The 24,731-nt window shown below is 36.4% G+C and carries 21 protein-coding genes; 1 reads left to right on the top strand and 20 read right to left on the bottom strand.

Features of this window, described 5'->3' with window-relative positions; genetic code table 11:
* The 5 genes from HMPREF3103_RS03135 to nrdI all read right to left on the bottom strand — a co-directional run.
* On the bottom strand, positions 1-2,972 hold a 2,972-nt coding region (locus HMPREF3103_RS03135; RefSeq protein WP_148128796.1), incomplete at its 3' end, for a CshA/CshB family fibrillar adhesin-related protein.
* A gap of 285 nt (positions 2,973-3,257) precedes the next feature.
* Positions 3,258-4,616 (bottom strand): serine hydrolase, encoded by a 1,359-nt coding sequence (locus HMPREF3103_RS03130; RefSeq protein ID WP_070437174.1) that lies wholly within the window; start codon positions 4,614-4,616, stop codon positions 3,258-3,260.
* Positions 4,617-5,643: 1,027 nt separating this feature from the next.
* Positions 5,644-6,654: a class 1b ribonucleoside-diphosphate reductase subunit beta gene (gene nrdF, locus HMPREF3103_RS03125; RefSeq protein ID WP_070437176.1), complete on the bottom strand. Its 1,011-nt coding sequence runs from the start codon at positions 6,652-6,654 to the stop codon at positions 5,644-5,646.
* A gap of 29 nt (positions 6,655-6,683) precedes the next feature.
* Entirely contained in the window at positions 6,684-8,843 is a 2,160-nt protein-coding gene (nrdE, locus tag HMPREF3103_RS03120; RefSeq protein WP_070437175.1) for a class 1b ribonucleoside-diphosphate reductase subunit alpha, read from the bottom strand.
* Positions 8,844-8,853: 10 nt separating this feature from the next.
* Complete coding sequence (gene nrdI, locus HMPREF3103_RS03115) at positions 8,854-9,219, bottom strand: class Ib ribonucleoside-diphosphate reductase assembly flavoprotein NrdI (protein WP_049555054.1); 366 nt, start codon at positions 9,217-9,219, stop codon at positions 8,854-8,856.
* Positions 9,220-9,467: 248 nt separating this feature from the next.
* Between nrdI and HMPREF3103_RS03110 the strand changes: the two genes are divergently transcribed.
* Positions 9,468-9,905: a CopY/TcrY family copper transport repressor gene (locus HMPREF3103_RS03110; RefSeq protein WP_049555029.1), complete on the top strand. Its 438-nt coding sequence runs from the start codon at positions 9,468-9,470 to the stop codon at positions 9,903-9,905.
* 284 nt (positions 9,906-10,189) lie between these two features.
* Here the strand turns inward: HMPREF3103_RS03110 and HMPREF3103_RS03105 are convergent, their stop codons facing one another.
* From HMPREF3103_RS03105 to mraY, 15 genes are all read right to left on the bottom strand, one after another.
* Positions 10,190-11,716, bottom strand: coding sequence for a BCCT family transporter (locus HMPREF3103_RS03105; RefSeq protein WP_049555030.1), 1,527 nt, complete (start codon positions 11,714-11,716; stop codon positions 10,190-10,192).
* On the bottom strand, positions 11,709-12,443 hold the full coding sequence (locus HMPREF3103_RS03100) for a sugar phosphate nucleotidyltransferase (RefSeq protein ID WP_070437173.1): 735 nt from the start codon (positions 12,441-12,443) through the stop codon (positions 11,709-11,711). Before HMPREF3103_RS03100 ends, HMPREF3103_RS03105 begins: the two co-directional genes overlap by 8 nt.
* A complete protein-coding gene (locus HMPREF3103_RS03095) occupies positions 12,443-14,200 on the bottom strand; it encodes a phosphotransferase (RefSeq protein ID WP_070437172.1) in 1,758 nt (585 codons plus the stop codon). Before HMPREF3103_RS03095 ends, HMPREF3103_RS03100 begins: the two co-directional genes overlap by 1 nt.
* 121 nt (positions 14,201-14,321) lie before the next feature.
* Entirely contained in the window at positions 14,322-14,699 is a 378-nt protein-coding gene (locus HMPREF3103_RS03090; RefSeq protein WP_005605961.1) for an iron-sulfur cluster biosynthesis family protein, read from the bottom strand.
* Positions 14,700-14,756: 57 nt separating this feature from the next.
* Positions 14,757-15,314, bottom strand: coding sequence for a DivIVA domain-containing protein (locus tag HMPREF3103_RS03085; RefSeq protein WP_005605962.1), 558 nt, complete (start codon positions 15,312-15,314; stop codon positions 14,757-14,759).
* Positions 15,315-15,327: 13 nt separating this feature from the next.
* Positions 15,328-16,119 carry a YlmH family RNA-binding protein gene (locus tag HMPREF3103_RS03080; RefSeq protein WP_049555033.1) on the bottom strand — a complete coding sequence of 264 codons (792 nt, stop codon included), beginning with the start codon at positions 16,117-16,119 and terminating at the stop codon, positions 15,328-15,330.
* 14 nt (positions 16,120-16,133) lie between these two features.
* The gene (locus tag HMPREF3103_RS03075; RefSeq protein ID WP_049555034.1) at positions 16,134-16,394 is read right to left on the bottom strand and encodes a hypothetical protein; all 261 of its coding nucleotides are present in this window, start codon (positions 16,392-16,394) and stop codon (positions 16,134-16,136) included.
* A gap of 12 nt (positions 16,395-16,406) precedes the next feature.
* Positions 16,407-16,856 (bottom strand): cell division protein SepF, encoded by a 450-nt coding sequence (locus tag HMPREF3103_RS03070; protein WP_049555035.1) that lies wholly within the window; start codon positions 16,854-16,856, stop codon positions 16,407-16,409.
* Positions 16,856-17,539, bottom strand: coding sequence for a YggS family pyridoxal phosphate-dependent enzyme (locus HMPREF3103_RS03065; protein WP_053091350.1), 684 nt, complete (start codon positions 17,537-17,539; stop codon positions 16,856-16,858). The genes HMPREF3103_RS03070 and HMPREF3103_RS03065 overlap by 1 nt, the downstream gene beginning before the upstream one ends.
* On the bottom strand, positions 17,539-18,828 hold the full coding sequence (gene ftsZ, locus HMPREF3103_RS03060) for a cell division protein FtsZ (protein WP_005605971.1): 1,290 nt from the start codon (positions 18,826-18,828) through the stop codon (positions 17,539-17,541). The genes HMPREF3103_RS03065 and ftsZ overlap by 1 nt, the downstream gene beginning before the upstream one ends.
* 24 nt (positions 18,829-18,852) lie before the next feature.
* Positions 18,853-20,181 (bottom strand): cell division protein FtsA, encoded by a 1,329-nt coding sequence (ftsA, locus tag HMPREF3103_RS03055; RefSeq protein ID WP_005605973.1) that lies wholly within the window; start codon positions 20,179-20,181, stop codon positions 18,853-18,855.
* Between the two features lie 128 nt (positions 20,182-20,309).
* A complete protein-coding gene (locus tag HMPREF3103_RS03050; RefSeq protein WP_070437171.1) occupies positions 20,310-21,167 on the bottom strand; it encodes a cell division protein FtsQ/DivIB in 858 nt (285 codons plus the stop codon).
* 18 nt (positions 21,168-21,185) lie between these two features.
* On the bottom strand, positions 21,186-22,289 hold the full coding sequence (murG, locus tag HMPREF3103_RS03045; RefSeq protein ID WP_070437170.1) for an undecaprenyldiphospho-muramoylpentapeptide beta-N-acetylglucosaminyltransferase: 1,104 nt from the start codon (positions 22,287-22,289) through the stop codon (positions 21,186-21,188).
* 17 nt (positions 22,290-22,306) lie between these two features.
* The gene (murD, locus tag HMPREF3103_RS03040; RefSeq protein ID WP_070437169.1) at positions 22,307-23,665 is read right to left on the bottom strand and encodes a UDP-N-acetylmuramoyl-L-alanine--D-glutamate ligase; all 1,359 of its coding nucleotides are present in this window, start codon (positions 23,663-23,665) and stop codon (positions 22,307-22,309) included.
* 90 nt (positions 23,666-23,755) lie between these two features.
* Positions 23,756-24,712 carry a phospho-N-acetylmuramoyl-pentapeptide-transferase gene (mraY, locus tag HMPREF3103_RS03035; RefSeq protein WP_070437168.1) on the bottom strand — a complete coding sequence of 319 codons (957 nt, stop codon included), beginning with the start codon at positions 24,710-24,712 and terminating at the stop codon, positions 23,756-23,758.
* Positions 24,713-24,731: the final 19 nt, after the last annotated feature.

Genomic DNA, 24,731 nt, shown 5'->3' with positions numbered 1-24,731 from the left:
TTCATCGCTGGTAATTCTGTCTTATCTGTTGGCTCATTCGTTGTTGGATCCACAAACTTCACTGGGTTTGAAGCATTCACAACCATTGGAATTTTTTCTTCAGCTCCATCTTGTTGTTTAAACGTAATCGTTTCAGATTGAACTTGACCTTGTTTTCCTGTTGTCGTTTTATCTTCAGCGACTGGTTGAACAGGTAATACGGTTGGAATGTACTTCACTCCAGCAAGGACTCTACCTGTATTTGCTTCAACTACTTGGACTACAATTGGTTCTGGTGTCCCTCTAAAATCTTTATTTGGCGTAAACTTCACTTTTCCAGTTGTAGGTTCAATTTCGTATGTTCCAACTACTTGTCCATCTTTCATCGCAGGTGCACTATTTCCAATAGGGTTTCCTGTCTTAGGATCTACAATTTGCATTGGTTTTTCACTAGAAGGAGTAACTGGACCAGCTGCATTCGTAAATTTCAAGGTTTTATCATGTTCTAACCCTTGCAACTCTTCTGAAGTGGCAGCGTCTGAAAGTGGAATCACCTTAGGAATGTAGCGACCATCCATTGTATTCGCTTGGTCACTAATCGTTGCAGCGGAATTATCTTTCGTATTCCAGCCTGAATCAACTCCATTATTGTCATGACGACGAATCGTAATTCCTTTACCAACTCCAACAAATCCAGCTTCAGGCACAAATTCAACTACAACATCTTTCCCTGTACCTGTAACTTTATATTTACCTTCACCAGAAACTGCATAATAACCTTCTGAATCAAGCGTCACTTTATTTCCATTTTCATCTACGATATATGGAGCAACGGTTTCATCGATAACAGCATCTTCTGTTTTTGAATATCTTTGTTTTCCTTGGGCAGTGAATTCAACGGTTCCTTTTTGAGTAACCCCTTGAACTCCTTCTGTCTCTGTCTTACTACCTTTTGGTGGGAAAATAACTTGTGTTTCAAAATCTTCAACTTCTCCGGACATAGACATTCCAGTTGGACTTTCAATATCTGGCGCATGTGTTGAAATACGAACACGTACCCCAAGTTTATGCAATTCTAAATCATTTAAAACGGGTCCGTTATTAAACGTTAAAACTGCATTTCCATCTGAAGTAATCGTTGTTTTTTCAGAGCGTTCATTTTCATCAAATTTACCATTGCGGTTGAAATCAATCCATCCATAAAGATAGGCTTCTGGACTTCCACCCGTATGTGCTTGAACAGTTAACGTATAGTTTCCAGGACGAGTACGTTCAATCGAAATCATTTCATTCGTTTTGCCTTTTAATTCTGCTGGCAAGATTTGATTAATGCCTTCGTCTCCAGAACCGTCTTTATCGTCCCCTTTCCAATCAGAACGATCTAGATTTTCATCCATATCCGGACGAGTATCCCCTAAGTATGGTTGATTTACTTTTGCTCCAGTAACTCCATTCACTTGGTTAACTGCGTGTGTCGCAAGACCATATGATTCCGGAGCATCACTTTCATCAAACGGTAAGAATCCAATCATCGCTGCTTGTTTCCCTGCAGCCATGACATAAATTCCAACTTCTGAAGCTCCTCGAGTCATTACAAGCGGTACTGAAAACGGACCTGCAGAATAGTTTGAACCAAACACTCCTGTTCCTAAACCACCTGTCTTCAAATCAGGACTTCCAAAGTACTTCCAGGCAACTGTTTTACCTTTTGACCCTACGCCCTCAGCATTTAAGATTTGACTTGCATTTTGACCAGGTAAATTTACCCCATCCACATTTACAGGCTTTCTGCCATTATAATTTTTAGCTGGATCAAAAGTATCCTTTGTATTTTGTGGGACGTAAGTACGAGTATTTGGAACTCCTTTTTTAGTCCATTCACCAATATGTTGCCACCCTGTTCCGTTTGTAGTAAACATTACTAATTCACCAGGGTTTGCTGATTCTGCATCGGCCATAACGATAGATGGTTTTACTGGTTTACCATTGTATGTCCCAGTAACTTCAAATTGAATACCGAAATTCCCACCATCAAATTCGGAAGTGATAACTGTTTTCTTTTTCCCAGTATCAATCCCTTCTTTACGAATCTCTGTCCACTCATTTTGTGCTTCAGCGATAACTTTTGCTTCTTCACCTGCTTGATAAGCTGCTCTTCCTTTTGGATTTCCAGAAGAACTAATATACCCATTTTTGGCATTTGGATCATAAGTAGCTTTTTCTTCAGGAGTAGCTCCTTGACTCTCCATACGTTTTCTATAGATTTCTGTTGCTTGGAAAGGTCTTAAAGACTTAATTGTTAATTTAACCTTATAACCCGGCATTACCTCTTTCGTATAGCTTGCTCCGACTTGAAGTGCTAATTTACCATCAGCTGTTCTGGTTGTGCCAGTCCAGTTTGCAGTATCCCCAAAATCCAACCAAGAAACTTGTTTTAAAACTTGATCCGCTAAGATTTGTGGAGTTAAACCTGGTTTTTCTACTTTGGGTTCAGATGTAGCATCGACAACGTCATCACCGATTTTATCGCTTGAAGTCGCTGGAGTTTCACGTTTTGAACGCGTACGAGGTTTATTTTCTGGTGCTACTGTTGTTTCTTCTTTTACTTCAGCAGCAGCCGTTGTTTCTTCAGCTTTGTCAGGTAATGCTGCTTCTTTTTCAGAAGTTTCTTTCGTTGTTTTCTCATTTTCCTCTTTTGGTTGAGAAGTTGTTGTTGTCGTCTCAGCAGTCGGTTCTACTTTTTGTGTAGCTTCTTTTACAGCCTTTTCTGCTTCAGTAGAGTCTTTTTTCGGACTTTCTTTAGTAGCTTCTTGTGTCGAAACCGCTGTACTTTCTACAGTATCAGCATGTACTGTTGTTTGACCTTGTACGAACATAAATCCTAAGGCAACAACAACAGAAGCCGTCCCTACGGATAATTTTTTAATAGCATATCGTGTTACTTTTGAACGTTTCTTGCGTTCATTCATTTGAACATTCTTTGAACTAAACATATCCTCCCTCTTTCTTTTCTCTATCTTTTTTATATTGTGAAATTTATTGATAACATCCCTTTTTTCACCACTACCTAACCACAGATTTTATCATACATTACATCATTTTCCAACTATGAAAACTCATAATTTGTTTGTGAATTATGATCTTTTCTCATTCATTTTTCCTATCTAAAAATTTATGATTGAAAATATGAATAAAATAAAACAGCATTATATAAAACAGCATTATTTATTTTCAGAAAATAAATAATGCTGTTTTATGCTTGATTTTATTTGATTTTTCTATCTACGACGGTCTCTTTTGGAACTTGTTTTCAAAAATTTTCTAAGGACGTAAAACACAAGTACAATCCCAAAAAAGAATACCCAAAACAGAAGTGGAAGTTTCTTTATAAAATGAACAGTCTTATTCCAAATAATTTTAGGAATCCATTGACTAGCCTCAGTTGTTGTTTCTTCATAAGTAGATTCAACAGCTTCATCTGGCTCTTTCTCAACAGAAAAAGTTAATTCCTGTTCATAAATTGTTCCTTGAGGTGTTGCAACTTTTAACTGATTCCCCTCAATTTGATAGGTTGCAGTCTTTCCTTTTTCAGTAAAAACCTTCACTGCATGATCTAATTTCACTTTTTGGCCTTGAATGGTTTGAATCCCAGGATTGAATAAAGTTTGTGCCTCATATTGCTTTAAGACATAACTCAACAAAGCATTTCCGATTTTATGACGATTATACTCTCCAGCAGCACTAGTCCACTCACTCACCCCTAAAACGATATCTAATAGTTCCACCCCGTCTTTTTGATAAATCCCAATATAGTTAAATCCATCTCTTTCACTAGTTCCCGTTTTTAAACCAATAATACCAGGATACGCTAATAAATCCCCTTGGACCGAATGATTGGTGTTTTTAATCGTTTGTGCATACGGTGTTCCACTCATAACCGTAAGTGTGCTATTTCTCGTATACTGAGTGATTTCTGGGTGTGATTTATATAATGCTATCACCATTTTGGCTAGGTCTCTAGCAGTCGTTTGGTTGGGTTGATTCATTGAATGTCTTTTAACTGTATAATGACCTTGGAAATCTTCCGCCACCGCACCAGTAGCACCTTCGAATTTAGTATTCGTCATTCCTAATTCTTTGGCCTTTTGATTCATTAAGTCTACAAATTCATCCGAATTATCATTCACCAGATGTGACAAAAGAATCGTAGCCGCGTTAGAAGAAGGAAGGAGTGCCATTTTTACAAGTTCCTCCACTGGATACTCGACTCCAGCAGTTAGCGGAACATTACTTAAGGCTGTAATTTTAGAAATAGCTTCATCTGTTGCGGTTGGGACTACTTTATCACTTAAGCTTATTTTCCCTTCTTTAATCGCATCATAAACGATAAAAATCGTCATTAATTTACTTAAGCTAGCAGGATCTACCGCCCTATCAGGATTTTCTTGCCATAGTATTTCACCATTCGCTATACTCACAACTAGTGAAGCTTTCGGTGTATCTGAAGAGCTAATCTCATACCCTTCATCTTTAACTACTTTTAAAATAGATTCTTGTGCGTTCACTGTGGATATTGTACCGATAACTCCCATCATCAATAAAAACAAGACGCAAACTAATTTGATTATTTTTTTCATTATTTTTCCCCTTAAAACATCTCCTCTCATTTTATTGAATTCTCCCTCTTTTTGCAATAAAACTTAATACAAATCTAAATCATTTTTCTAAACTTAAGAACTCCTCTTAAAATGATACAGTTATTCTTATAATTATTGAACGTAGCCGAGGACTCAATGTATTTTAACAATTCAGTAAGGAGCAGATACTTTCTCACAGCACTTCTCCCTTTACGAGGTGTTGAAGTTTGAATATGAACACACTAATCATTTTATTTCACCAAACAGATTCCTAAAATTCCTTAATTTGATGTCCAAAAACACGAAGCTCAGTAGGCTTGAGACCCGAGACTCAATCCTGTGAGTAGCACACTCTCTGTCATAGCACCTCTCCATTGACGAGGGTGTTGAAACGATGGATGTATCCAATCAAATAAGCTAACTTCACTAAACCAGTTTCCAAAGCACGCTGCTTTTAAGGTAAAACATAAAGAGCCTCGGATACCAATAATCATAAGAATAACGTGCGTAACCAATTTGAATTACACTCTCTTGAAAATTTATTTTCTAGAGAGTGTTTGAATCTTGGTAGCCTCAAGACCTTGGCTTGAGGCGATACAGTTATTCTTATAATTATTAAGTGTAGCCGAAAGCTCAATATGTTTTAAAAACTCTATAAGAAGCAGATAATTTATCCCTGCACTTCTCCATTTACAAGAGTGTTGAAGTTTGGATATGAATACACCAATAAACTTATTTCACAAAACTGATTCCTAAATTACCATATTTGGTAATCAAAAATACGCAGTGATTTCGGAGTCTATAGTGGTAACAATAGCGACCACAACTGATGTGAATTAGGGAATCTTCGAAATTGATTTCGTAGAGTCCCTTTGAAGCTCAGTAGGATTGAGACCTTAGACTCAATACGGTGTAGCTATTGTCACCACTATGAAGATCTCCGAAATAACACGTAGTGTTTTTGAATGGTACCTCACCATATACACAAAAAAACAGGCTCCTTTTCAGGAACCTGTTTGGATAGAAATTACATCCATTTTGAATAGTCTTCATCATCCATCGCTTCAACACTACCGAGTAAGTACCCATTCCCAACTTGCGAGAAGAAGTCATGGTTACTTGTACCTGTTGAAATTCCGTTCATCACGATTGGATCCACATCTTCAGCAGTATCCGGGAATAATGGATCGAACCCTAAGTTTTGAAGTGCTTTATTCGCGTTATAACGAATAAACACTTTAACCTTTTCAGTCCAACCAACTTGGTCATAGATTGATTGTGTATACTTCACTTCGTTTTGGTAAAGTTCCAAGCATAAGTTGTATACCCACATCTTCATTTCTTCTTGTTCTTGTTCTGACAATTCGTTGTAGCCTTGTTGGAACTTGTAACCAGTGTAAGTTCCGTGAACCGACTCGTCACGAATGATTAACTTGATGATTTCAGCCACGTTAGCAAGTTTGTTGTTTCCTAAGTAGTAAAGTGGTGTAAAGAATCCACTGTAGAATAGGAAAGTTTCAAGCATAGTAGAAGCCACTTTCATCTTCAAAGCATCTTTACTTTGATAGATTTCATTAATCTTTTTCGCTTTGAATTGTAAGTATTCATTATTATTTGTCCATTCGAAAATATCTTCGATTTCTGCTTTTGTATGCAAAGTACTGAAGATAGTTGAGTAACTTTTCGCGTGAACAGATTCCATAAATTGAATGTTATTCCATACGGCTTCTTCGTGTTGCGTGCGCACGTAATCTTTCATTAAGCTTGCACCTTCTTCTGATTGAAGCGTATCTAATAATGTTAATCCACCGAACACTTTACCCACAACATCTTTTTCTGCAGGTGATAAAGTTCTCCAGTCGTCTAAGTCGTTTGATACTGGAATACGTGTATCTAACCAGAATTGCTCTGTTAGTTTTTCCCAAGTTAATTTATCGATCATGTCTTCCACTTGGTTCCAGTCAATCGCTTTATAGTACTCTACTGGTTGTGTAGATTTTTGAGAAAGAATCTCATTAAAATATCGTTTTGTACTCATGAGCTTTTGTCCTTTCTTTCGTATTCCCATTAAATGCTGCAGCTTTCGCAAGCATTGCTTCCGATTTCATCGTTGTTTTCTGTAAATGTACGTACATAGTAGATTGACTTGATGCCTTTATTCCACGCATAGTTACGTAAAATGTTTAAGTCACGGGTTGTCATCTTGTTTGTACGTCCTTCTTTCCATTCATATAATCCTTCAGGAAGTTCTGAACGCATGAATAATGTCAAACTCATCCCTTGGTCGATATGTTTTTGAGCTGCTGCGTATACGTCGATTACTTTACGCATATCGATATCGTATGCTGATTTGTAGAATGGTAAAGTATCGTTTGATAAGAATGGAGCTGGATAATAAGTCTTACCAGTCTTCTTCTCTTGACGTTCTTCAATTAAACGAGTGATTGGGTGTAATGAAGCACTTGTTTCGTTTACGTAGCTGATTGAACCAGTTGGTGCAATTGCTAAACGGTTTTGGTGATATAATCCACCGCTCATTACTTCTTCTTTTAATTGTTTCCAATCTTCTACAGTTGGAATTGGAAGTTTCGCAAAGATTTTCTTCACTTTGTCAGATTGAATTTGTACCTCTTCAGCAATGTAGCTGTCGAAGTATTCACCTGTTGCGTATTTAGAACGTTCGAAACCTTCGAACGATTTACCGCGTTCTTTGGCAATCTTGTTACTTGCTTTCAATGTGTAGAAGTTCAACATTCTGAAGTATAAATCAGTTGCTTCAATAGACTCAGGTGAGCCGTATTCCATTTGGTTTAGTGCAAAGAATGTGTGTAATCCCATCGCTCCAAGACCGATAGTATGTGCTTTGCTGTTTCCGTTTTTAACAGTCGGTACAGCATCAATACTTGAGTGGTCTGTTACGAATGTTAACGCACGAACGGCTACATCTACAGAGCGTTCGAAGTCAGGTGATTTCATTAAGTTCACGATGTTTGTTGAACCTAAATTACAGCTGATATCTGTTCCTAAGTGTTCATACTCTTGAGCATTATTGATTACTGAAGGTTCTTGAACTTGTAGGATTTCAGAACACAGATTACTCATGATAATCTTTCCATCGATTGGGTTTACACGATTTGCTGTATCGATGTTCACTACATATGGATATCCAGATTCTTGTTGTAATTTACTAATTTCGTTTTCTAAGTCACGCGCACGTAATTTAGATTTACGGATTTCAGGGTTGTTCACCATGTTGTCATATTCTTTAGTAATGTCCACATATGAGAATGGTACGCCATAAATACGTTCCACATCGTATGGGCTGAATAAGTACATAATGTCGTCGTTTTTGATTAATTCGTAGAATTTATCTGGAACAACTAATCCAAGTGATAATGTCTTCACGCGCACTTTTTCGTCCGCGTTTTCTTTTTTCGTAGATAAGAACGATACGATATCTGGATGGAATACGTTTAAGTAAACCGCACCGGCACCGTTACGTTGACCTAATTGGTTTGAGTAGCTGAAACTATCTTCTAATAATTTCATAATTGGAACAACACCGCTTGATGCATTCTCAATTTTCTTGATTGGGTCACCCGCTGCACGAACGTTAGACAAGCTTACCCCTACTCCTCCCCCAATTCTTGATAATTGAAGTGCTGAGTTAATTGTACGACCGATACTGTTCATATCGTCTGTTGTTTGAATTAAGAAGCATGAAACGAGTTCTCCACGACGTTTTCTTCCGGCATTCAAGAATGTTGGTGTTGCTGGTTGGTAACGTTGTGTAATCATTTCTTCTGCTAAATCATGCGCTAATTGCTCATCGCCATCCGCTAAGAAAAGAGCGTTAAATACAATACGATCTTCAAAACGTTCTAAGTAACGTTGACCGTCATTTGTCTTCATTGCATATTGTTTGTAGAACTTAAATGCGGACATAAATGAACGGAAACGGAATTTTTTCTTGTACGTTTCTTTCATTAATTTCTTAACGAATTTACGGTTGTATTTTCCTAAAAATTCTGCTTCTAAATAATCGTGTTCGATTAAGTAATCTAGTTTTTCATCTAATGTATAGAAGAAAACTGTATTTGGGTTTACGTGTTCTAAGAAGAACGCACGAACCGCTTCACGATCTTTATGCAATGGAATTTTCCCATCAACTGGACGGTTTAACTCATTGTTTAATGCGAAGTATGTAACTTCTTGAGTCTTGTTCATTAATTTTGGACTATCCAATCTCTCTCACCTTTTCTATTAGTATTTGTACATCTTTATCTGTACCTTGGTTTTCAAAACAATGAAGTAAAGGAACATCATATCTTCTCGCTAACTCTTTAGAATTCGAACAAAAACTCGTGTTAAAATTGCGATTCCCTGAACCAGCAACTCCCATTAACAGCTCTCTGTTTTCTTCAAAATCAATAAATTCGTAAAAAAAATTCGCCACTTGCTCTCCATAAGTTGGTGTAATGACGATATAAGGCTCTTTCATTTGTACTGTAGGATTTTTCTTAGAAATTTCAACAAAATCCCAACCCAATTTTTTTACAAATTGTCTTGTTTTTCCAGTTAGTGATAAATAAACGACTTTCACAATATCTCCATTCCGAAATAGAAATACAAGAAAATGCATTCCAATCTCACTTGAAACTCACGAAGTTAATTATATCTAGTCTAGTTCCTTTTTGCAATTTTTTTACAACATTTTGTATCATTCTTTGTAGACAACACAAAATATAGTTAGTGAAATCAGTGTTTTTCGATATTTAGTATTATTCTTATTCGAAATATTGACAGAATCAGTCGACGATTGTAGACTAAAAATGAAAGGAGTTCTACACTATGACTGAATTTCAACCAATGAGCCCTTCGGAACGCCAAGTCATGCGCGTATTATGGGCAAACCCAAGTAGTACAAGTGGATTTATCATCGAACAACTGCAGAAATCATTCCCTTGGAGTGAATCAACTGTAAAAACACTGATTATTCGCCTCACAAAGAAAGGCTATATTCAAATCGATAATCGAAAGAAACCCTTCCACTATTCTGCTACGATTTTGGAAAAAGAGCAACTCGACCAAGAGACGGATGCCCTTCTTGAACAAGTGTGCCACAAACAAAATGGGAATTTACTACACACTCTAATCAATAAAGCAACCTTAAGCCAAGAGGACATTAAAGTATTAGTGAATGCCTTAAAAGAAAAAGCGGCCACCGCCCCTACTTCTGTTTCGTGCAACTGCCTGCCTGGGCAATGTAATTGCCATCACCATCACTAACATAAAAACCTATTGCTTAAAGCCATAATGACTTTAAACAATAGGTTATTTTTATTTTCAATTTATTCCAATTTGCACTATTTAAAATTCTCGCTAAATGACTATGAATCTTACGGATTTAATAGTAACAGTAATGGGAAGGATATTAAAACGAATAAGAGGGAGTTAGGAATTTATTCCTTACTCCCTCTTTGAGGCTTTAAAGGTGCAAGACCAAGGCTTGCACCGGTATCCCATTACAGCTACTATTCCTATATCCGTCATAGATTCATAGTCATTGCCAACTACGATTTCAAATAGTCCTTCGCATCTTTAAAGAAGCTTGCAATAATCATAATGATAATAATCCCAATTGGGAAGGCTGCAATAATGGCTACCGACTGAAGATTATACATTGAATTTTCAGAGAAAATCAATGCGATTGGGAATAAAATCAGTACTAATGACCAAAACATACGAACACGCTTATCACTATCATGCGTATGCGTTAATTCTTTATAAGAATAAGCAGAAACTACGAGTGTTAATGCATCGAACGTCGTCGCGTAGAAAGCAATCATTGTAACAGCCAGAAGTAGCAATCCAATATTCGCTAATGGCATTGTCTCAAAAATTTTAAGAATTGCTGCAGCATAATCCGCATTTGTATTTAAAATTCCTGTAATATCTAAGCCATGCTTTAATTGTTGCGCAAGTCCGTAGTTCCCAAGAATAATAAATGCTGTAAATGTTCCTGCGATTCCCCATGCATATCCACCAAGAACCGTATTTTTAACAGTACGGCCTTTTGAAATACTACCGATAAAGAATGGCGTCGCTACACACCATACCATCCAATAAGACCAGTAGTAAATCGTCCATTTTTGAGGGAAACTTGTCTCGCGAAGTGGATCTAACCATGTGGACATTCCGATAAAGTTTTGAACAAGATTTCCAATTGCGCTAAATCCTGTTTCTAAAATATAAACGGTCTCTCCTCCTAGGAATAGGAAATAAGCGAGAAGTGCAAAGAATAAGTACGTACAAATGGCTGCTAATTTTGAGACAGCCTCCATTCCTAACATAACAGTGCTAGTATAAACTACTGCAATTAACAATAATACAACAATCGTAATTAGTTTCGAATTTTGAATTCCAAACACTTGGCTCATAGCCGCTGAAAGAAGTGGGGTCGCTAGTGAGAACGTTGTTGCTGTTCCTGCAATTAATGCAAAGATAGCGATTAAGTCAATGACTTTTCCCATCCATCCGTCTACTTTATCTCCCAAAAGAGGACGACAAGCTTCAGAGAATTTTTGTTTTTCTACTTTTCGATTATGTAACATAAATCCAAAAGCGACGGCTAACATAATGTAGAATCCCCAGGCAATAGGTCCCCAGTGGAATAATGGGAATGTCGAAGCCCATTTTTGAATGCTACCAAGCTCTCCAAGATAAGACTCTTGCGCATAGAGTGCCCATTCAATCATGGCATAGAACACAATATCTGCTGCCATCGTAGAAGTAAAAATCATCACTCCCCATTGGAAATTTGAGTATTCTACTTTAGATTTATTCCCACCTAATACAATACGTCCATATTTAGAGAAAGCTACATACATACTACACAGGAATACACCAACTCCTAACATGGCATAATAAATACTGAATTGGTCTCCTAGAAAACCTCGAACTCCTTCAAGTACTGCAGAACTAGAATCCGGGAATATCAAAAATAATAGTCCTAGAAATAATACTCCAAATAATGGTACTAGTGTAGCAATCCAGTCAATTTCATCTCTTAACGATTTTTTCTCCAATTCATTATTCATAATGAGCCTCCTCTAATAAAGTTTGATACGATGCATCCATTGTTACCAATTCTTCCAAGCTATCGATTTCTACGATATCTCCCTGTTGCATTGGGTAGATGCCCATTTCATATTCTGTGGGGTAACAAAACATCGCTACATCATCCCAATAAATGTCATGATGTTTCTTTTCTTCAAACTCGATTTCCAAATGATGTTTTAACTTTTGTCCGTCTTCTTTCGTCCAACGAGAAATGCTATATAATTGCCATCCCTTTTCTCCACCAGTACGACTACAGCTGGTAACTACTCCATCTGTATTCACTTGCATGAGCCACTCTTGCGTCCCGTTTTCTACTGGAATACATGCGTAACCTGAGCGAGTGAACTCTGGATGTAAAATCTCACTGTTAAAAATTAACTGATCTCCATCTAAAATAATGGCTTCTTCTAGATGACCTCTGACAACATAAAGAGAAGAAATATTGTTGGCAATATCAAAATAAGGATTTTCTACAATGGTAATATTTGGATAATCTGCTTTTAACTCAGAAAATTTTTCCTTTAAATAACCGACAACCACGTAAATCTCTTGAATTCCTTGTTCATATAAGGCATCGATTACCGTATCAATCATTCTTTTCCCATTTACTTTTACTAATGGTTTTGGGATTTCATTAGTTATTGGACGCATTCGTGTCCCTTTTCCCGCAGCCATTATAATTGCTCGTTTAATCGTATGTGTCATTATTTTTCCTCTTTTGCTAATTCTTCTTGCACAATGCGATAGAAGTCTTTGGCATAACGATATTGCATGAGTGAATATTCACCAAAATCAACACCTAGTGTGCGTTTATATTCGCACCAGTTGCTCCAAAGCATTCCGCTAACGGCCATATACGCATAAATTTTAATACGCGTCATCTTTTCGCATTTTCCTTCAAAATAAAGGTCCATTAATTCGTCTGCTTGTTTACGGTCATATCCCGCATAAATACAAAACATTGCAATATCGATATGTGGATCTTGCATTCCTGCATATTCCCAGTCAATCAGTCGAATATCTCCTTCTTTCGTGAAAAGAAAATTATCGTAGACTGAATCTATATGGCTTAGAACTGGCTCCTTTTTATATTTTTCTACAAAACTCTTTAAGCTTAATATTTCATTTTGCGTTTTTTCATGATCTTTATAGTAAGACGCTTGACCGTTCCATAAACTTTGATAAAACACGATTTGTTTAAATGGATCAAATGTATGAGCGACTTTCAGTTTAGACGCATGGAACTCACGAAGTTTTGCCATACAACGTTTCAAATCTTCTTTATTTTCACTATCACAAGAGCGTGCTCCATCTAGATAGGCTGTAATCTTATATCCATTCTCAGGATTCATATATACAACATCGTCACAGATTTTTTTGCCTTCTAACACGCGGTATACATCAGCTTCTTCCTTACGATTGATGAGATGATCCGTTCCTTCTCCTGGAATACGCATAATGTATTTTTGTTCTTTACAAGTAAATAAGAAACTACGATTCGTCATTCCTTTTTTTAATACTTCAATATTTACAATTTCCTCTAAAGGTACTCCTAATGCTTTTGAAATGTTGATTAAAGCATCTGTTTCTAAATGACTGGAGGAATGGTCGATTTCACGTAACTGCTCGTAAGTATTAATTTCAGCAATCTTTTTATCATCAATCATTTTTGGATATACAATGTACTTTTTATCTTTATCCTCTAAAGTAACTTCCCAGAAAGATTTTTCATGCCTTTTTTCTTCAGCAGCTATATTTAATTGTTTGGTCACCACTTTAGCTTCTTTTTCAGCAAGATAGCAAATTCCGTAAGGACGATTTCCTTTTCTTCTTTTCTCGCTCGTGATAATTTCTTGCTTTTTATTCACTCTAAAATAGCTTTGTTCCACTTCCTCATGTCCCATTAAATACCAAGAGTATAATTCATCCTCTTCAAAGGGATTCTCCTCAGACCACAAGTCACAAGGGACAATATACGTGTTTCCTAAAATTCCAGCAACTCGTTGTAATGAATAAAAATTATTTTTCGTAGCATAATCTGGATTCACTGCTAATTTTACTTGAAAATCATCGATTAAATACTCGTACTGTTCTTTCATAAAGCCTACGACCACAGTGATATCTGATACTCCCACTTCTTGTAATTGTTTAATCAATCGCTCAATAAGTGGTTCATTTTTGACTTCTAGAAGTCCTTTTGGCGTTTCTGTATTGATGGGAACCATTCGCATCCCAAAGCCAGCTGCCAAGATTACTGCATTTTTAGGTTTATTTTTTTTGAATAACGTTTTTGCCTTACTAGAAATTCGAAATTCTTCATCGACTAGCTTTAATTCTCTTAATTTTTTAATTTCACGATTCACCAGTCCCAGAGAATAACCTGATAAATCTGCCAATTCTCGTTGATTATGAATAGCGTTCTTTTTGATTAATTTCAACAAATCTAAATTAACTTTGTTCATAAAATTCACCTCTTTTGTTTTCGTGAACAAAAATAGTATACTATGTATTCAATGAAGGTACAAGCTTTTTAAAGTAAAGAAATCCTTAAATACAAAAAAAGATGAGCACATGCTCATCTTTTTACGCTATAAAATCAATATTGAGTCTCATGGATAAGATTCCTGCCTCACTCTTTAAGTAAAACCCATATTTATCCACACTATAATCGACTACATTTTTCTGGTCAAACATCATTTCATAGCGACTAGAGACATAAACTTTTCCCAAATTAGTCTCTAATAACTTGTCGAACTTTCGATGTAAAGTAGACTCCTCTTCTTTCTTTAAAATGACTAAATGATACTTCTCATTAACTTGGCAATGACATCCTCCGCCTTCGTCGTAGAAAGGACTATCTCCATCAGCATAATCCATAACGAAAAAAACATCTGTTAATCCTTTTTCATTCATTAATTTTAATAGTTTATCTTTAGCTGTTTCACTAAACCAAATTTCCATCGTTTTCTCTCTTTCTATCGAAAAAGGAGACCTCCTTTTGGTCCCCTTCTAAATTGATTATTGTTGTTCTTCTTCAGTAAGGTGCTCAGTTCTTTTAGCACGTTTTTCGATAATTGAATCAATTGTCGGTGGTGTCACTTCAATTTGTGAAGGTGTATTTAACACCATATCCCACTCTTCATTTTTAATCATTTCTAATTGTGTTTGACTTAAGATTTGAAGACGTTGACGGAAAATACGCGTTTCCTTCTTAATTGCGTCTGTTTCACGATTAATTTGAGTCGCTTTTTCAGCTGCCTCTTTTAATAATTCCTCAGCTGTTTTTTCTGCTTCAAAAATAATGATTTCCGCATCTTTACGCGCATTTTCACGTAATCTGTCTGCTGCTTCTTGAGCTACAATAATAGATTTATTCAAAGTTTCTTGAATAGAAGTAAAGTATTCTACTTTTTCTTCATTAAATTTCACGCGTTTTTCTAAATCTTTATTTTCACGAATTAAATGTTCTAATTCTTTTTTTACTTCATCCAAAAACTCATTAACTTCTTCTGGATCGAAGCCTTTGAATTTTGTTGAAAAATCTTTATTATGAATATCGTTTGGTGTAATTGACATAAATAACTCCCCTTTATTTTTTATTTTTTTCTAAAAGACCAAGTTCGATTTTAATTTTATCTTTTTTGGTTCGCCCTTCGATTTTTTGAATTTGAAGGCGTCCATATCCGCGAATGGATACAATATCTAAAATTTCCAGCATAAAGTCCGGGCGATTCTCTTCGGTCCAATTCACCTTTACTTTACCACTTTCTATCATTTCTTTTGAACGCTGTCTTGACACATTAAATACGGAAGCAATCACTGTATCTAAACGAAGAGAACTTACAACTGTTTGAATATTTGTCCAATGATCCACTGGTACAATTAATTTCGTATAGTCGACTTCTTCAAGCCTTACAGCAACTTTCCCAATTTTTTCTAGCTGTTGTTTGATATATTCTTTCATATTTTGAGCACAGAATAATTGCCAGTCTTCTCCGTTAGAAATAATATCGCCAATCAGACTACGGTCAAACCCAAGGCTCATCAGTGACCCAAGAATCTTACCATGCCCCAGTGTTGCGAATTTCTTCGGATATTGAATATGAAAAAGAGCATTTTCGAAATCCTCTAAAGTTGGCTCATAATAATCCGGGCTAATCATACAACGTTTTCGTTCAGCATCAATATACCCGCCATCAAAGTAGTAACGAACATCATCATACTGACCCACGATTGCCTCCACAATAAACTGTTGGCGTGGATCAAGATAATTTGTCAATACGGGCGCATACTGTAAACGTACTTCTTCTACCCATTCTTCAACTTGCTTTAGAAAAGGGATTTCCTCTTTTCTAAAATGTTGTTCAATTCCAGTCTCCATAGTCCTTCACCTTGTTAAAAAATCAAACGTATTAAACTAACAATTAATAAATTACCGAAAAATACAACAACGATTGAAGTCAATAATGCTAAACTATAATTTCCAATTCTTACATTCTTAAATAGACTTACAAAAGGTCTACACACTTTATCAAGAAAATCCTCAACAAACGTTGGAAGATAGAGATTCCAATAAATATTCAATCCATATAATATTAAAAATAATGTATAATAAGTTGCTATAAGTGTAATCCCTGAAATAAATTCATTTGCCATAATATTCCTCCTTTAAAACTCAGGACGTCGAAAAACATCTCCTGCTTCCTCGTCAAAGTTTCCTTGTACTTGAAAATTCGCTGGTGAGCAGATAAAAATTTCATCTCTTACCTTTTGAACATCGCCGTTAATAGCATACGCCACTCCAACTACAAAATCAATGACACGTTTTGCATCTTTTGGCTCCATCCGTTTAAAGTTGATTAGTACTGCTTCCCCTTTTAAGAGAGCATCTGCTATACGTTCCGCTTCAGAATAAACGCTAGGTTCCACCACATAAATTTTAGATGTTTTCTTTACTCCTGGGCTTTGGAAAGGCACGACATTCGAAGGATTCGATCTAGAACGAAGTGGAGTCTGAGTATTATCCTCAGTCTCTTCAACATATTCAAACTGATCATCCTCTTCATAATAATCATCTTCAGGACTTAAAAAGTTTTTGACACGATTCATGAATCCCATTATTCTTCCTCCGTTTCAAACCAGCTTGTGCCAATTCGAATATATGTTGCGCCACACTGGATAGCGATTGGAAAATCACTACTCATTCCCATACTTAACAGGAGTGGTTGTGATAGGTTTTCCTTTTCTTCAATCTTTTTAGCTAATTGTGCTAAACGCGAAAAAAAGAAGCGAATTTCTTCATCGCTTGCTTTATAAGGCGCCATCGTCATTAGCCCAACAATATGAATTTTTTCATACTGCTTACTCTCCTTATAAGCGCCAAAAGCCTCTTCAGGTGAAAAACCATGTTTCGTTTCCTCACCAGAGACATTTATTTCTAACAGACAGTCCAAAGGTTGCTCGAGTCGTTTATCAATCTCACTCATAATGGAGAGTCTATCAAGAGCATGAAATAAATCAATTCGATTAATAACTTGTTTTACTTTACGCTTTTGCAAAGGACCGATTAAATGCCAGAAAATATCCTCTTCGGGAAATTGTTCCTGCCGTTCAAGTAGTTTTTCAACACGATTCTCCGCAAAATGTCGAAAACCCAAGTCATACATCTCTTGAACTTCTTCCTGAGAGCGATTTTTCGTCACAACAATAGGACAAACTTCCTCAGATAGTCTATGAACTTGGTTACAAGAAGATGCAACCAAGTTCATAATACGACTTACATTCTGTTTAATGATACTCATTAATTTCTGTTTCTTTTTCTGAAGAACGGCGGAGTATCTAATCCATCATTTTCAGCTTGTTTTGGCTCAGAAGGAGCTTCTACAAAATTGCTTTGCGCAAATGGTGAATCTGCATCAGTTGATGAAGAAGTATCACGCACTGTAGTTTCACGACGAATATCCCAGTCACCAAACAAGTCTTTTTCTGCTTTCTTTTCTTCAACAACTTGTGGTTTTGAAGGTACTTGTTTCTCTTGGAAAGTTTGAGGGTTATTCCCTAAATCTTTACGAGTTGAAGTACTGCTTGTAAATGGAGAACGGTTAGCGCGAGTTACTGACTTTTTTTCGTGTTTACGCTCCTCGTCAATTCCTGTTGCGATAACAGTAACAATGACTTCATCTCCTAGGTTTTCATTGATTGAAGTACCGAAGATAATGTTTACTTCACTTGTTGAAGCTGCTGCAACGATATCAGAAGCGTCTTGTGCTTCAAATAATGTTAAGTCTGCGCCACCAGTGATATTTAATAAGATTTGTTCTGCTCCATCGATCGATACTTCTAATAATGGCGAAGAAATAGCTTTCTTCGTAGCTTCTGCTGTACGGTTTTCACCACTAGCAACACCAATCCCCATTAATGCTGATCCTTGATCTTTCATCACTGTCTTCACGTCTGCAAAGTCCAAGTTAACATAACCTGGTGCAGTAATTAAATCAGAGATTCCTTGTACCCCTTGACGTAATACATTATCAGCTTCACGGAAAGCTTCTAACATAGGAGTCTTTTTATCAACGATTTCTAATAAGCGGTTATTTGAAATCGTTACTAATGTATCTACGTTTGCTTTTAATTGTGCAACACCTTCTGCAGCGAAACGACCACGTTTTGGTCCTTCGAAGCTAAATGGACGTGTAACAACCCCCACTGTTAATGCGCCTAACTCTTTTGCAATACGAGCAACAACTGGTGCAGCACCTGTACCAGTACCTCCACCCATACCAGCAGTAACGAAGATTAAGTCCGCGCCAACTAAAGCTTCGCGAATTTGTTCTTCACTTTCTTCTGCAGCTTTTAGACCAATATCAGGTAATGATCCAGCCCCTAAACCTTTTGTTAATTTTGGTCCTAATTGAATTTTAGTTTCAGCTTCTGAGTTTCTTAAAGCTTGAGTATCAGTGTTTGCTACGATGAACTCTACACCTTGTACTCCTTCTGCAATCATACGGTTAACAGCGTTGTTACCAGCACCACCAACACCAATGACTTTAATAACTGCGCCATCTAAATTTGTATCGAATTCGAAATCCATTATATTTCCTCCTTGGTTCTCTTCTTAATTTTCGTCAATAAACATTTTAAAGAAGTTCTTCACTTTTGCTCCAAACCCTTGTTCTTCACCACTTGCTTCTTGTTCAACATCTTGTGGTTGCTGAACTGGAGCTGTTGGTTGAACTTGTACAGGTGCACTTTTTGGAGTGCTTTGTACTGGACGTTGTTCTACACCAGGTTTCCCTTTTTGTGCGATACGGTGAACATCGTCTAAGCTTGCAGCATATTGAATTAACCCCATACTTGTTGCATAAATAGGATTTCTCATTCCCATTTGCTCAGGAATATAAGTTTTCACTTGTACTCCAAAAATTTCTTGTGCTAACTCTTGAACTCCTGCAAGTGAAGAAGCTCCACCCGTTAACACGATTCCTCCTGGAAGTTTTAATGCTTCCACTTGGTCTAGAGCACGTTTTACCGTTTCAAAAGTTTGAACGACACGAGCTTCAATAATTTCTGATAAGTAATGTTCATCTACTTTTATTGGATCTTTCTTTCCAATTGTTTCAACTGGGAAGAATTCATCTGCACTCGTTTCTGATGAGATTGCATATCCATATTCACGTTTAATGCGTTCAGCATTTTCAAAGCTTGCATTCAAGATGATTGAGATATCTTTTGATACAAAATCTCCACCCTCTTGATCCACAAATGAGAATTTCAACTGATTGTCATGCATAACGGAAGCACTTGTTTGGCCACCACCCATATCAATTAAAATTGTTCCAAATTCTCTTTCACCTGGAGTTAATGCTACTTGACTAATCGCTAATGGTTGAATCACCATTTCTTCAATATTTAATCCAGCTTTGTCAATACAACGTTTAATATTATGAACAATCGTCTTAGGCCCTGTAATCATGCTCGCAAATAATTCTAAACGAACACCAATCATTCCACGAGGATCTTTAATTCCGTCAAATCCATCCACGATGAACTCTTCTGGAATAACAGAAATAATTTCGCGTTCAGGTGCAACTGAACGAACTTTTGCAGCAGAAATCACATTGTATACATCCACATCTGTAATTTCTCTATTTTCACTTGATACGGCAATCATTCCATGACAAGGTTCGATTGAAATTTGATTACTTGGAATTCCAACGATAACGTCCTTGATTTGAATATTTGATTTTTGTTCTGCTTGTCGTACTGCTTTTCGAATAGATTCAACTGTTTCATCAATATCTACGATGACTCCACGGCTCAATCCTTCTGATTTTTCATTGCCGACTCCAATAATATTTAATTGTCCTCTGACATACTCAGCTACTACAACTTTTATTGAAGTGGTTCCAATATCTAAACTCACATAAATTCCCTGATTTTTCACGTTTATTGAAACCTCCTATACGATTATTCATAATTCATTTTTAATGTTAATTTTGTTAGTGATACTCCTTATATTTTAACACAATTACGTTCACTACAAAAAACATATGAGCGAGTTTTAAGACTTTTTTATCGAATCGTTGTATCCGGTGTAAAGTATATTCCCACTTCCATATCAACGGTTCCCTTTTTACCATTCAACTGTTTTGCAATTGATGGATAATACACTAATTTATCCCCAATATCCTTCAAATTTCCGATGACTCGATTTCCATCTTTCATCTTCAAATAAATTTTTTGGTGATTTTTAATATCGTTTGGATATTGAATTTCTTTTATCTCTCGAATAATACTACTAGAAACTTTTTCTAATTGTTTCGCTAGAGTTTTATATTGAGTTTCTTCAGTAAAATCTACTAATTCTGGATATTCTTCAGTAGAAAGATTTGCTTCCACTTCGATTGTTTGACCATCAGCAAGAAGTTCAAATGTTTTCTCTTCCGTTTTAAAATAACCAATAGCAGGATTTTCTTCAATATTCAAACGTATTTTATTCCATGCTACTAATTCAATAGAAGCATCTTTAATTTTTGGACTGGCAGCTTTTAAAAGTGTTGCGGTACGTGTACGATTGGCTAAAATCGTCCAAATACTTTGCCCTTTGACAATTCCATCTTTCTCTTGAACTAGTTCAGCAGGAACTTGGCTTAATCCTACTACCTCAATCTCAGAAACTTTTGATAGTGGAGAAATAAAATAAATACTCCAAGCTAAACACACAATAAAAATTCCTTTTAACAGTGTTGCATTCGTAATTCCTTTTGATTCAGGCTTTTTCTTTTTAGGTTTGGGTTCTTTTTTGGGAGGATGAACCTCCTCTTTTGGAACGTCCTCTTCTCCTCTAGAAAAAGACGAATTTTGCTGCGCTAACTCCCAAGGTGTTAATTCACGCGGAGGAGCTTTTTTTGGTGCCTTTCGATTAAACATATTCTCCTCCTTCTATCTTTATTTCACTAGAGAATGAATAATTGTTTCAAGTCTCGTTGAAGCATCGGTAATTCCCAAAGCTTTGGAATTGCTGGCCATTTGTAGACGTTTTGGTTCATCTTCCATTATACGATCAATTTCTGCAACTAAACTTTGTCCATTTAAATCTTTCTCTAAAATCATAGTCGCTGCATCTTTTTCAACTAATGACATTGCATTGGCTTCTTGGTGATTTTCAGTCACATACGGACTTGGAATTAAAACACTTGGTAATCCTAAAGCTGTTAATTCAATCAATGTTGTTGCTCCACTACGACAAACTACTAAATCTGTGTTTTGGAACATTTGCACCATATTATTAATATATGGTAAAACTGTGACATTTTGCAATGGTTTTTTCAAACTTGTAATATGATTGTTGATTTTGTCATAATGCACTTGCCCGGTCACCATAACCACTTGATAATCTTTTGCTTCTAATTCCTCTAAAGCTTCTAAGAATGATTCGTTCATTCGTAATGAGCCTCGGCTTCCCCCAAAGATTAATACAATCGGTTTTTCTTTTTTGATTCCAAGTGAATCTAGATAAGCATCATCACGAACAGCATTTGCTAGCTCTTGTCCACGAGGATTTCCTGTCATGACCACTTTATCTTCGTATTTTGCAAAATCTTTACGAACCGCATCGAAGCAAATTGCAATCTTAGACACTTTTCTTGCTAAGAATTTATTGGTGATTCCTGCTAAACTGTTTTGCTCATGAATAATCGTTGGAATTCCCATGTTTGCTGCTGCGTATAATACCGGCGCGCATACATATCCTCCAGTACCGATTACAATATCTGGTTTGAACTCTTTTACGATTTCTTTTGCTTTAAAATAGCTTGTACAGAAATACCATAATGTCTTAAAGTTTTCTAACGATAATGAACGAACGATTCCTTGAATCTTAATCGTTTTAAAATCATATCCCGCTTTTGGAACGATGGTACTTTCTAATCCGCGTTCAGTTCCTACATAGAGAAACTCTGTTGAAGGGTCTTTTTCTTTCAAATAATTCATTAAGGAAAGAGCTGGGTAAATATGTCCACCCGTTCCTCCTCCTGAAACTAATACTCTCATCTTTTTTCTCCTATAAATTACAGTTTCTCTACTGCTTCAATGAAACAATCGCCACGTACTTCAAAGTTAGCGAATTGATCCCAACTTGCACACGCTGGTGAAAGCAATACAATTTCTCCCTCACGACTAGCTGCATACGCTTTTGGCACTGCTTCTTCTAATGTTTCTACTACAGTTACTGGAATCGATAGTTTTTCAGCAGTCGCTTTCAACTTCTCTTTTGTTTCTCCGTAAACGACCATTTCACGGACATTTCCAAGAGAGGGTTCTAATTCCTCAAAACTATTTCCTCGATCTAATCCACCCGCAATCAATACAACAGATTGATTTGTAAAACTACGTAACGCTGTTTGTGTTGCAATGATATTTGTTGCTTTTGAGTCGTTGTAGAATTTACGACCTTCAATTGTCTTCACATATTGTGTACGGTGTTTTACTCCATGGAATGAACGAACTGCTTTTTCAATTCCTTCATTGGTTGCTCCTTGTAATTTACTAATCGCGACTGCGGCTAACACGTTTTCCACATTTTGAACGCCAGGTACTTGAATGGCTTCGATTGGCATTACGGCTTCCCTATTAAAGTAAATCGTAGTTTCATCCACATAAGCACCGTGTTCTAAGACCGATTTGCGGCTGAAAGGTACTAAGGTTGCTTTTGTATGGCCTTTAATAAACTCATATAATTCTGGGAAATCCGCATTGTAAACAAGGAAATCCTCTTCTGTTTGATTTTTAGTGATTTGTAATTTCGCTTTTACATACTCTTCGCGAGATCCATGATAGTCCAAATGCGCACTAAAGATATTCACGATACACGCTACTTTAGGACGAAAATCTTTAATTCCCATTAATTGAAAACTTGATAATTCAGTGACATAAATATCTGTTTCTTTTGAATCTTCTGCTAGTTGCGATAAAGGTACTCCGATATTTCCGCAAGCAAAAGTTCTTCTTTCAGGAAATGATTCTTGTAGCATTAAGTTTGTTAGTGTAGTTGTCGTGGTTTTTCCATTAGAACCTGTAATACCAAGAACCGTTCCTTCCATGACACGTTGTGCAATTTCAATTTCAGTATAAACTGGTAACCCTTTATCAACAGCTTTGGCTACTAAAGGATTTGAATAAGGAATCCCTGGGTTTTTAACAACGAAATCCACGTCTCCATCAAGTAACTCTAGTGGATGCCCCCCAGAAACCACTTTAACCCCTTCAGCAACTAACCCTTGTGCGTCAACACTTTCTTCAAGTGGTGTTCGGTCGTTCACCGTCACATCTGCTCCTAAATGGTATAGCAATTTCGCTACATTCACTCCACTTTTAGCAAGTCCAATGACTAGTACTTTTTTATTTTCAAATGCATGTGTATTCCGCACAATGATTCCTCCAATTTTCTCTTTTTAATATGTATATGGAGAAAGGCTGGACAAAAATGGCCAGCTCTCCGTTAAAATATGTTAATTCTCTTAGAAAATAATTGCAACAATTAGCCCCGCAACGAAACCGACAGCACTAAAGACTGAAACGATTTTCACTTCTTTCCATCCACTCATTTCAAAATGATGATGAATAGGACTCATTTTAAAAATTCGTTTTCCTGTTAATTTAAACGACCCTACTTGCAGGATAACGCTAAGAGTTTCAAAAACGAAAATAATCCCAACAAGAAGTAAGGTCCATTCTTTATGAAGCATAATAGAAATAATTGCAAGTCCTGCTCCAAGAGCTAATGAACCAACATCACCCATGAAGACTTTCGCCGGTTTCCAGTTGAATAATAAGAAGCCTGCTAATCCCCCTACTACACAGAAACAAAATACAGCAATTGAATTTTGACCTGCATGAGTTGCGATAATTCCGTAAGTTGCATATGCAATAATATTTGTTGAAGTGGCTAATCCATCTAAACCATCTGTTAAATTCACTGCATTTGAAAAACCTGCAATCCAAATAATTGTGAATAACGCAAAAACAATAATACTATTTACTTCTCCAAACAACGGAAGGTAAATAAGAGGTTGGTTTCCACTTAAAAGATACAGTGCCACAAAAATTGCAGCTCCGAATAATTGAAGAGCAAATTTTTCGTGACTCTTTAATCCTTCATTTTGTTTCTTAAACACTTTAATATAATCGTCAAGAAATCCGATAGAACCAAAGAAAGCAAAGCCGATAACTCCACTTAATAAAACAAAATTGAAATGACCAAAAACTGCCCCCATAATTAAACTAGATAAACTAATCATACAAAGAAAAACTAGTCCACCCATCGTTGGTGTTCCGCTTTTAGCTTTATGCCAAGATGGCCCTTCATCTAAAGTCGTTTGTCCTAACTGTTTCATTTTCATAAATTGAATAAAATGTGGTTCGGCAATTACCGTTGCTAGAAACGATAACCCGACTGCTAAAATGATTTCAATCATAATACTCTCCTTTTTCTAC

It is taken from the genome of Granulicatella sp. HMSC30F09 (assembly GCF_001806915.1).
GTDB lineage: Bacteria > Bacillota > Bacilli > Lactobacillales > Aerococcaceae > Granulicatella > Granulicatella adiacens.
Note: the sequence above shows the minus strand (reverse complement) of the source record. Positions and strands in the feature narration are given on the sequence as shown.

Excerpts from the sequence above, each read along its gene's own strand:
- HMPREF3103_RS03130 (WP_070437174.1), bottom strand. The coding sequence starts at position 4,616 with ATGAAAAAAATAATCAAATTAGTTTGCGTCTTGTTTTTATTGATGATG.
- nrdF (WP_070437176.1), bottom strand. The coding sequence starts at position 6,654 with ATGAGTACAAAACGATATTTTAATGAGATTCTTTCTCAAAAATCTACA.
- nrdE (WP_070437175.1), bottom strand. The coding sequence starts at position 8,843 with ATGAACAAGACTCAAGAAGTTACATACTTCGCATTAAACAATGAGTTA.
- HMPREF3103_RS03110 (WP_049555029.1), top strand. The coding sequence starts at position 9,468 with ATGACTGAATTTCAACCAATGAGCCCTTCGGAACGCCAAGTCATGCGC.
- HMPREF3103_RS03105 (WP_049555030.1), bottom strand. The coding sequence starts at position 11,716 with ATGAATAATGAATTGGAGAAAAAATCGTTAAGAGATGAAATTGACTGG.
- HMPREF3103_RS03100 (WP_070437173.1), bottom strand. The coding sequence starts at position 12,443 with ATGACACATACGATTAAACGAGCAATTATAATGGCTGCGGGAAAAGGG.
- HMPREF3103_RS03095 (WP_070437172.1), bottom strand. The coding sequence starts at position 14,200 with ATGAACAAAGTTAATTTAGATTTGTTGAAATTAATCAAAAAGAACGCT.
- HMPREF3103_RS03090 (WP_005605961.1), bottom strand. The coding sequence starts at position 14,699 with ATGGAAATTTGGTTTAGTGAAACAGCTAAAGATAAACTATTAAAATTA.
- HMPREF3103_RS03085 (WP_005605962.1), bottom strand. The coding sequence starts at position 15,314 with ATGTCAATTACACCAAACGATATTCATAATAAAGATTTTTCAACAAAA.
- HMPREF3103_RS03080 (WP_049555033.1), bottom strand. The coding sequence starts at position 16,119 with ATGGAGACTGGAATTGAACAACATTTTAGAAAAGAGGAAATCCCTTTT.
- HMPREF3103_RS03075 (WP_049555034.1), bottom strand. The coding sequence starts at position 16,394 with ATGGCAAATGAATTTATTTCAGGGATTACACTTATAGCAACTTATTAT.
- HMPREF3103_RS03070 (WP_049555035.1), bottom strand. The coding sequence starts at position 16,856 with ATGGGATTCATGAATCGTGTCAAAAACTTTTTAAGTCCTGAAGATGAT.
- HMPREF3103_RS03065 (WP_053091350.1), bottom strand. The coding sequence starts at position 17,539 with ATGAGTATCATTAAACAGAATGTAAGTCGTATTATGAACTTGGTTGCA.
- ftsZ (WP_005605971.1), bottom strand. The coding sequence starts at position 18,828 with ATGGATTTCGAATTCGATACAAATTTAGATGGCGCAGTTATTAAAGTC.
- HMPREF3103_RS03050 (WP_070437171.1), bottom strand. The coding sequence starts at position 21,167 with ATGTTTAATCGAAAGGCACCAAAAAAAGCTCCTCCGCGTGAATTAACA.
- murG (WP_070437170.1), bottom strand. The coding sequence starts at position 22,289 with ATGAGAGTATTAGTTTCAGGAGGAGGAACGGGTGGACATATTTACCCA.
- mraY (WP_070437168.1), bottom strand. The coding sequence starts at position 24,712 with ATGATTGAAATCATTTTAGCAGTCGGGTTATCGTTTCTAGCAACGGTA.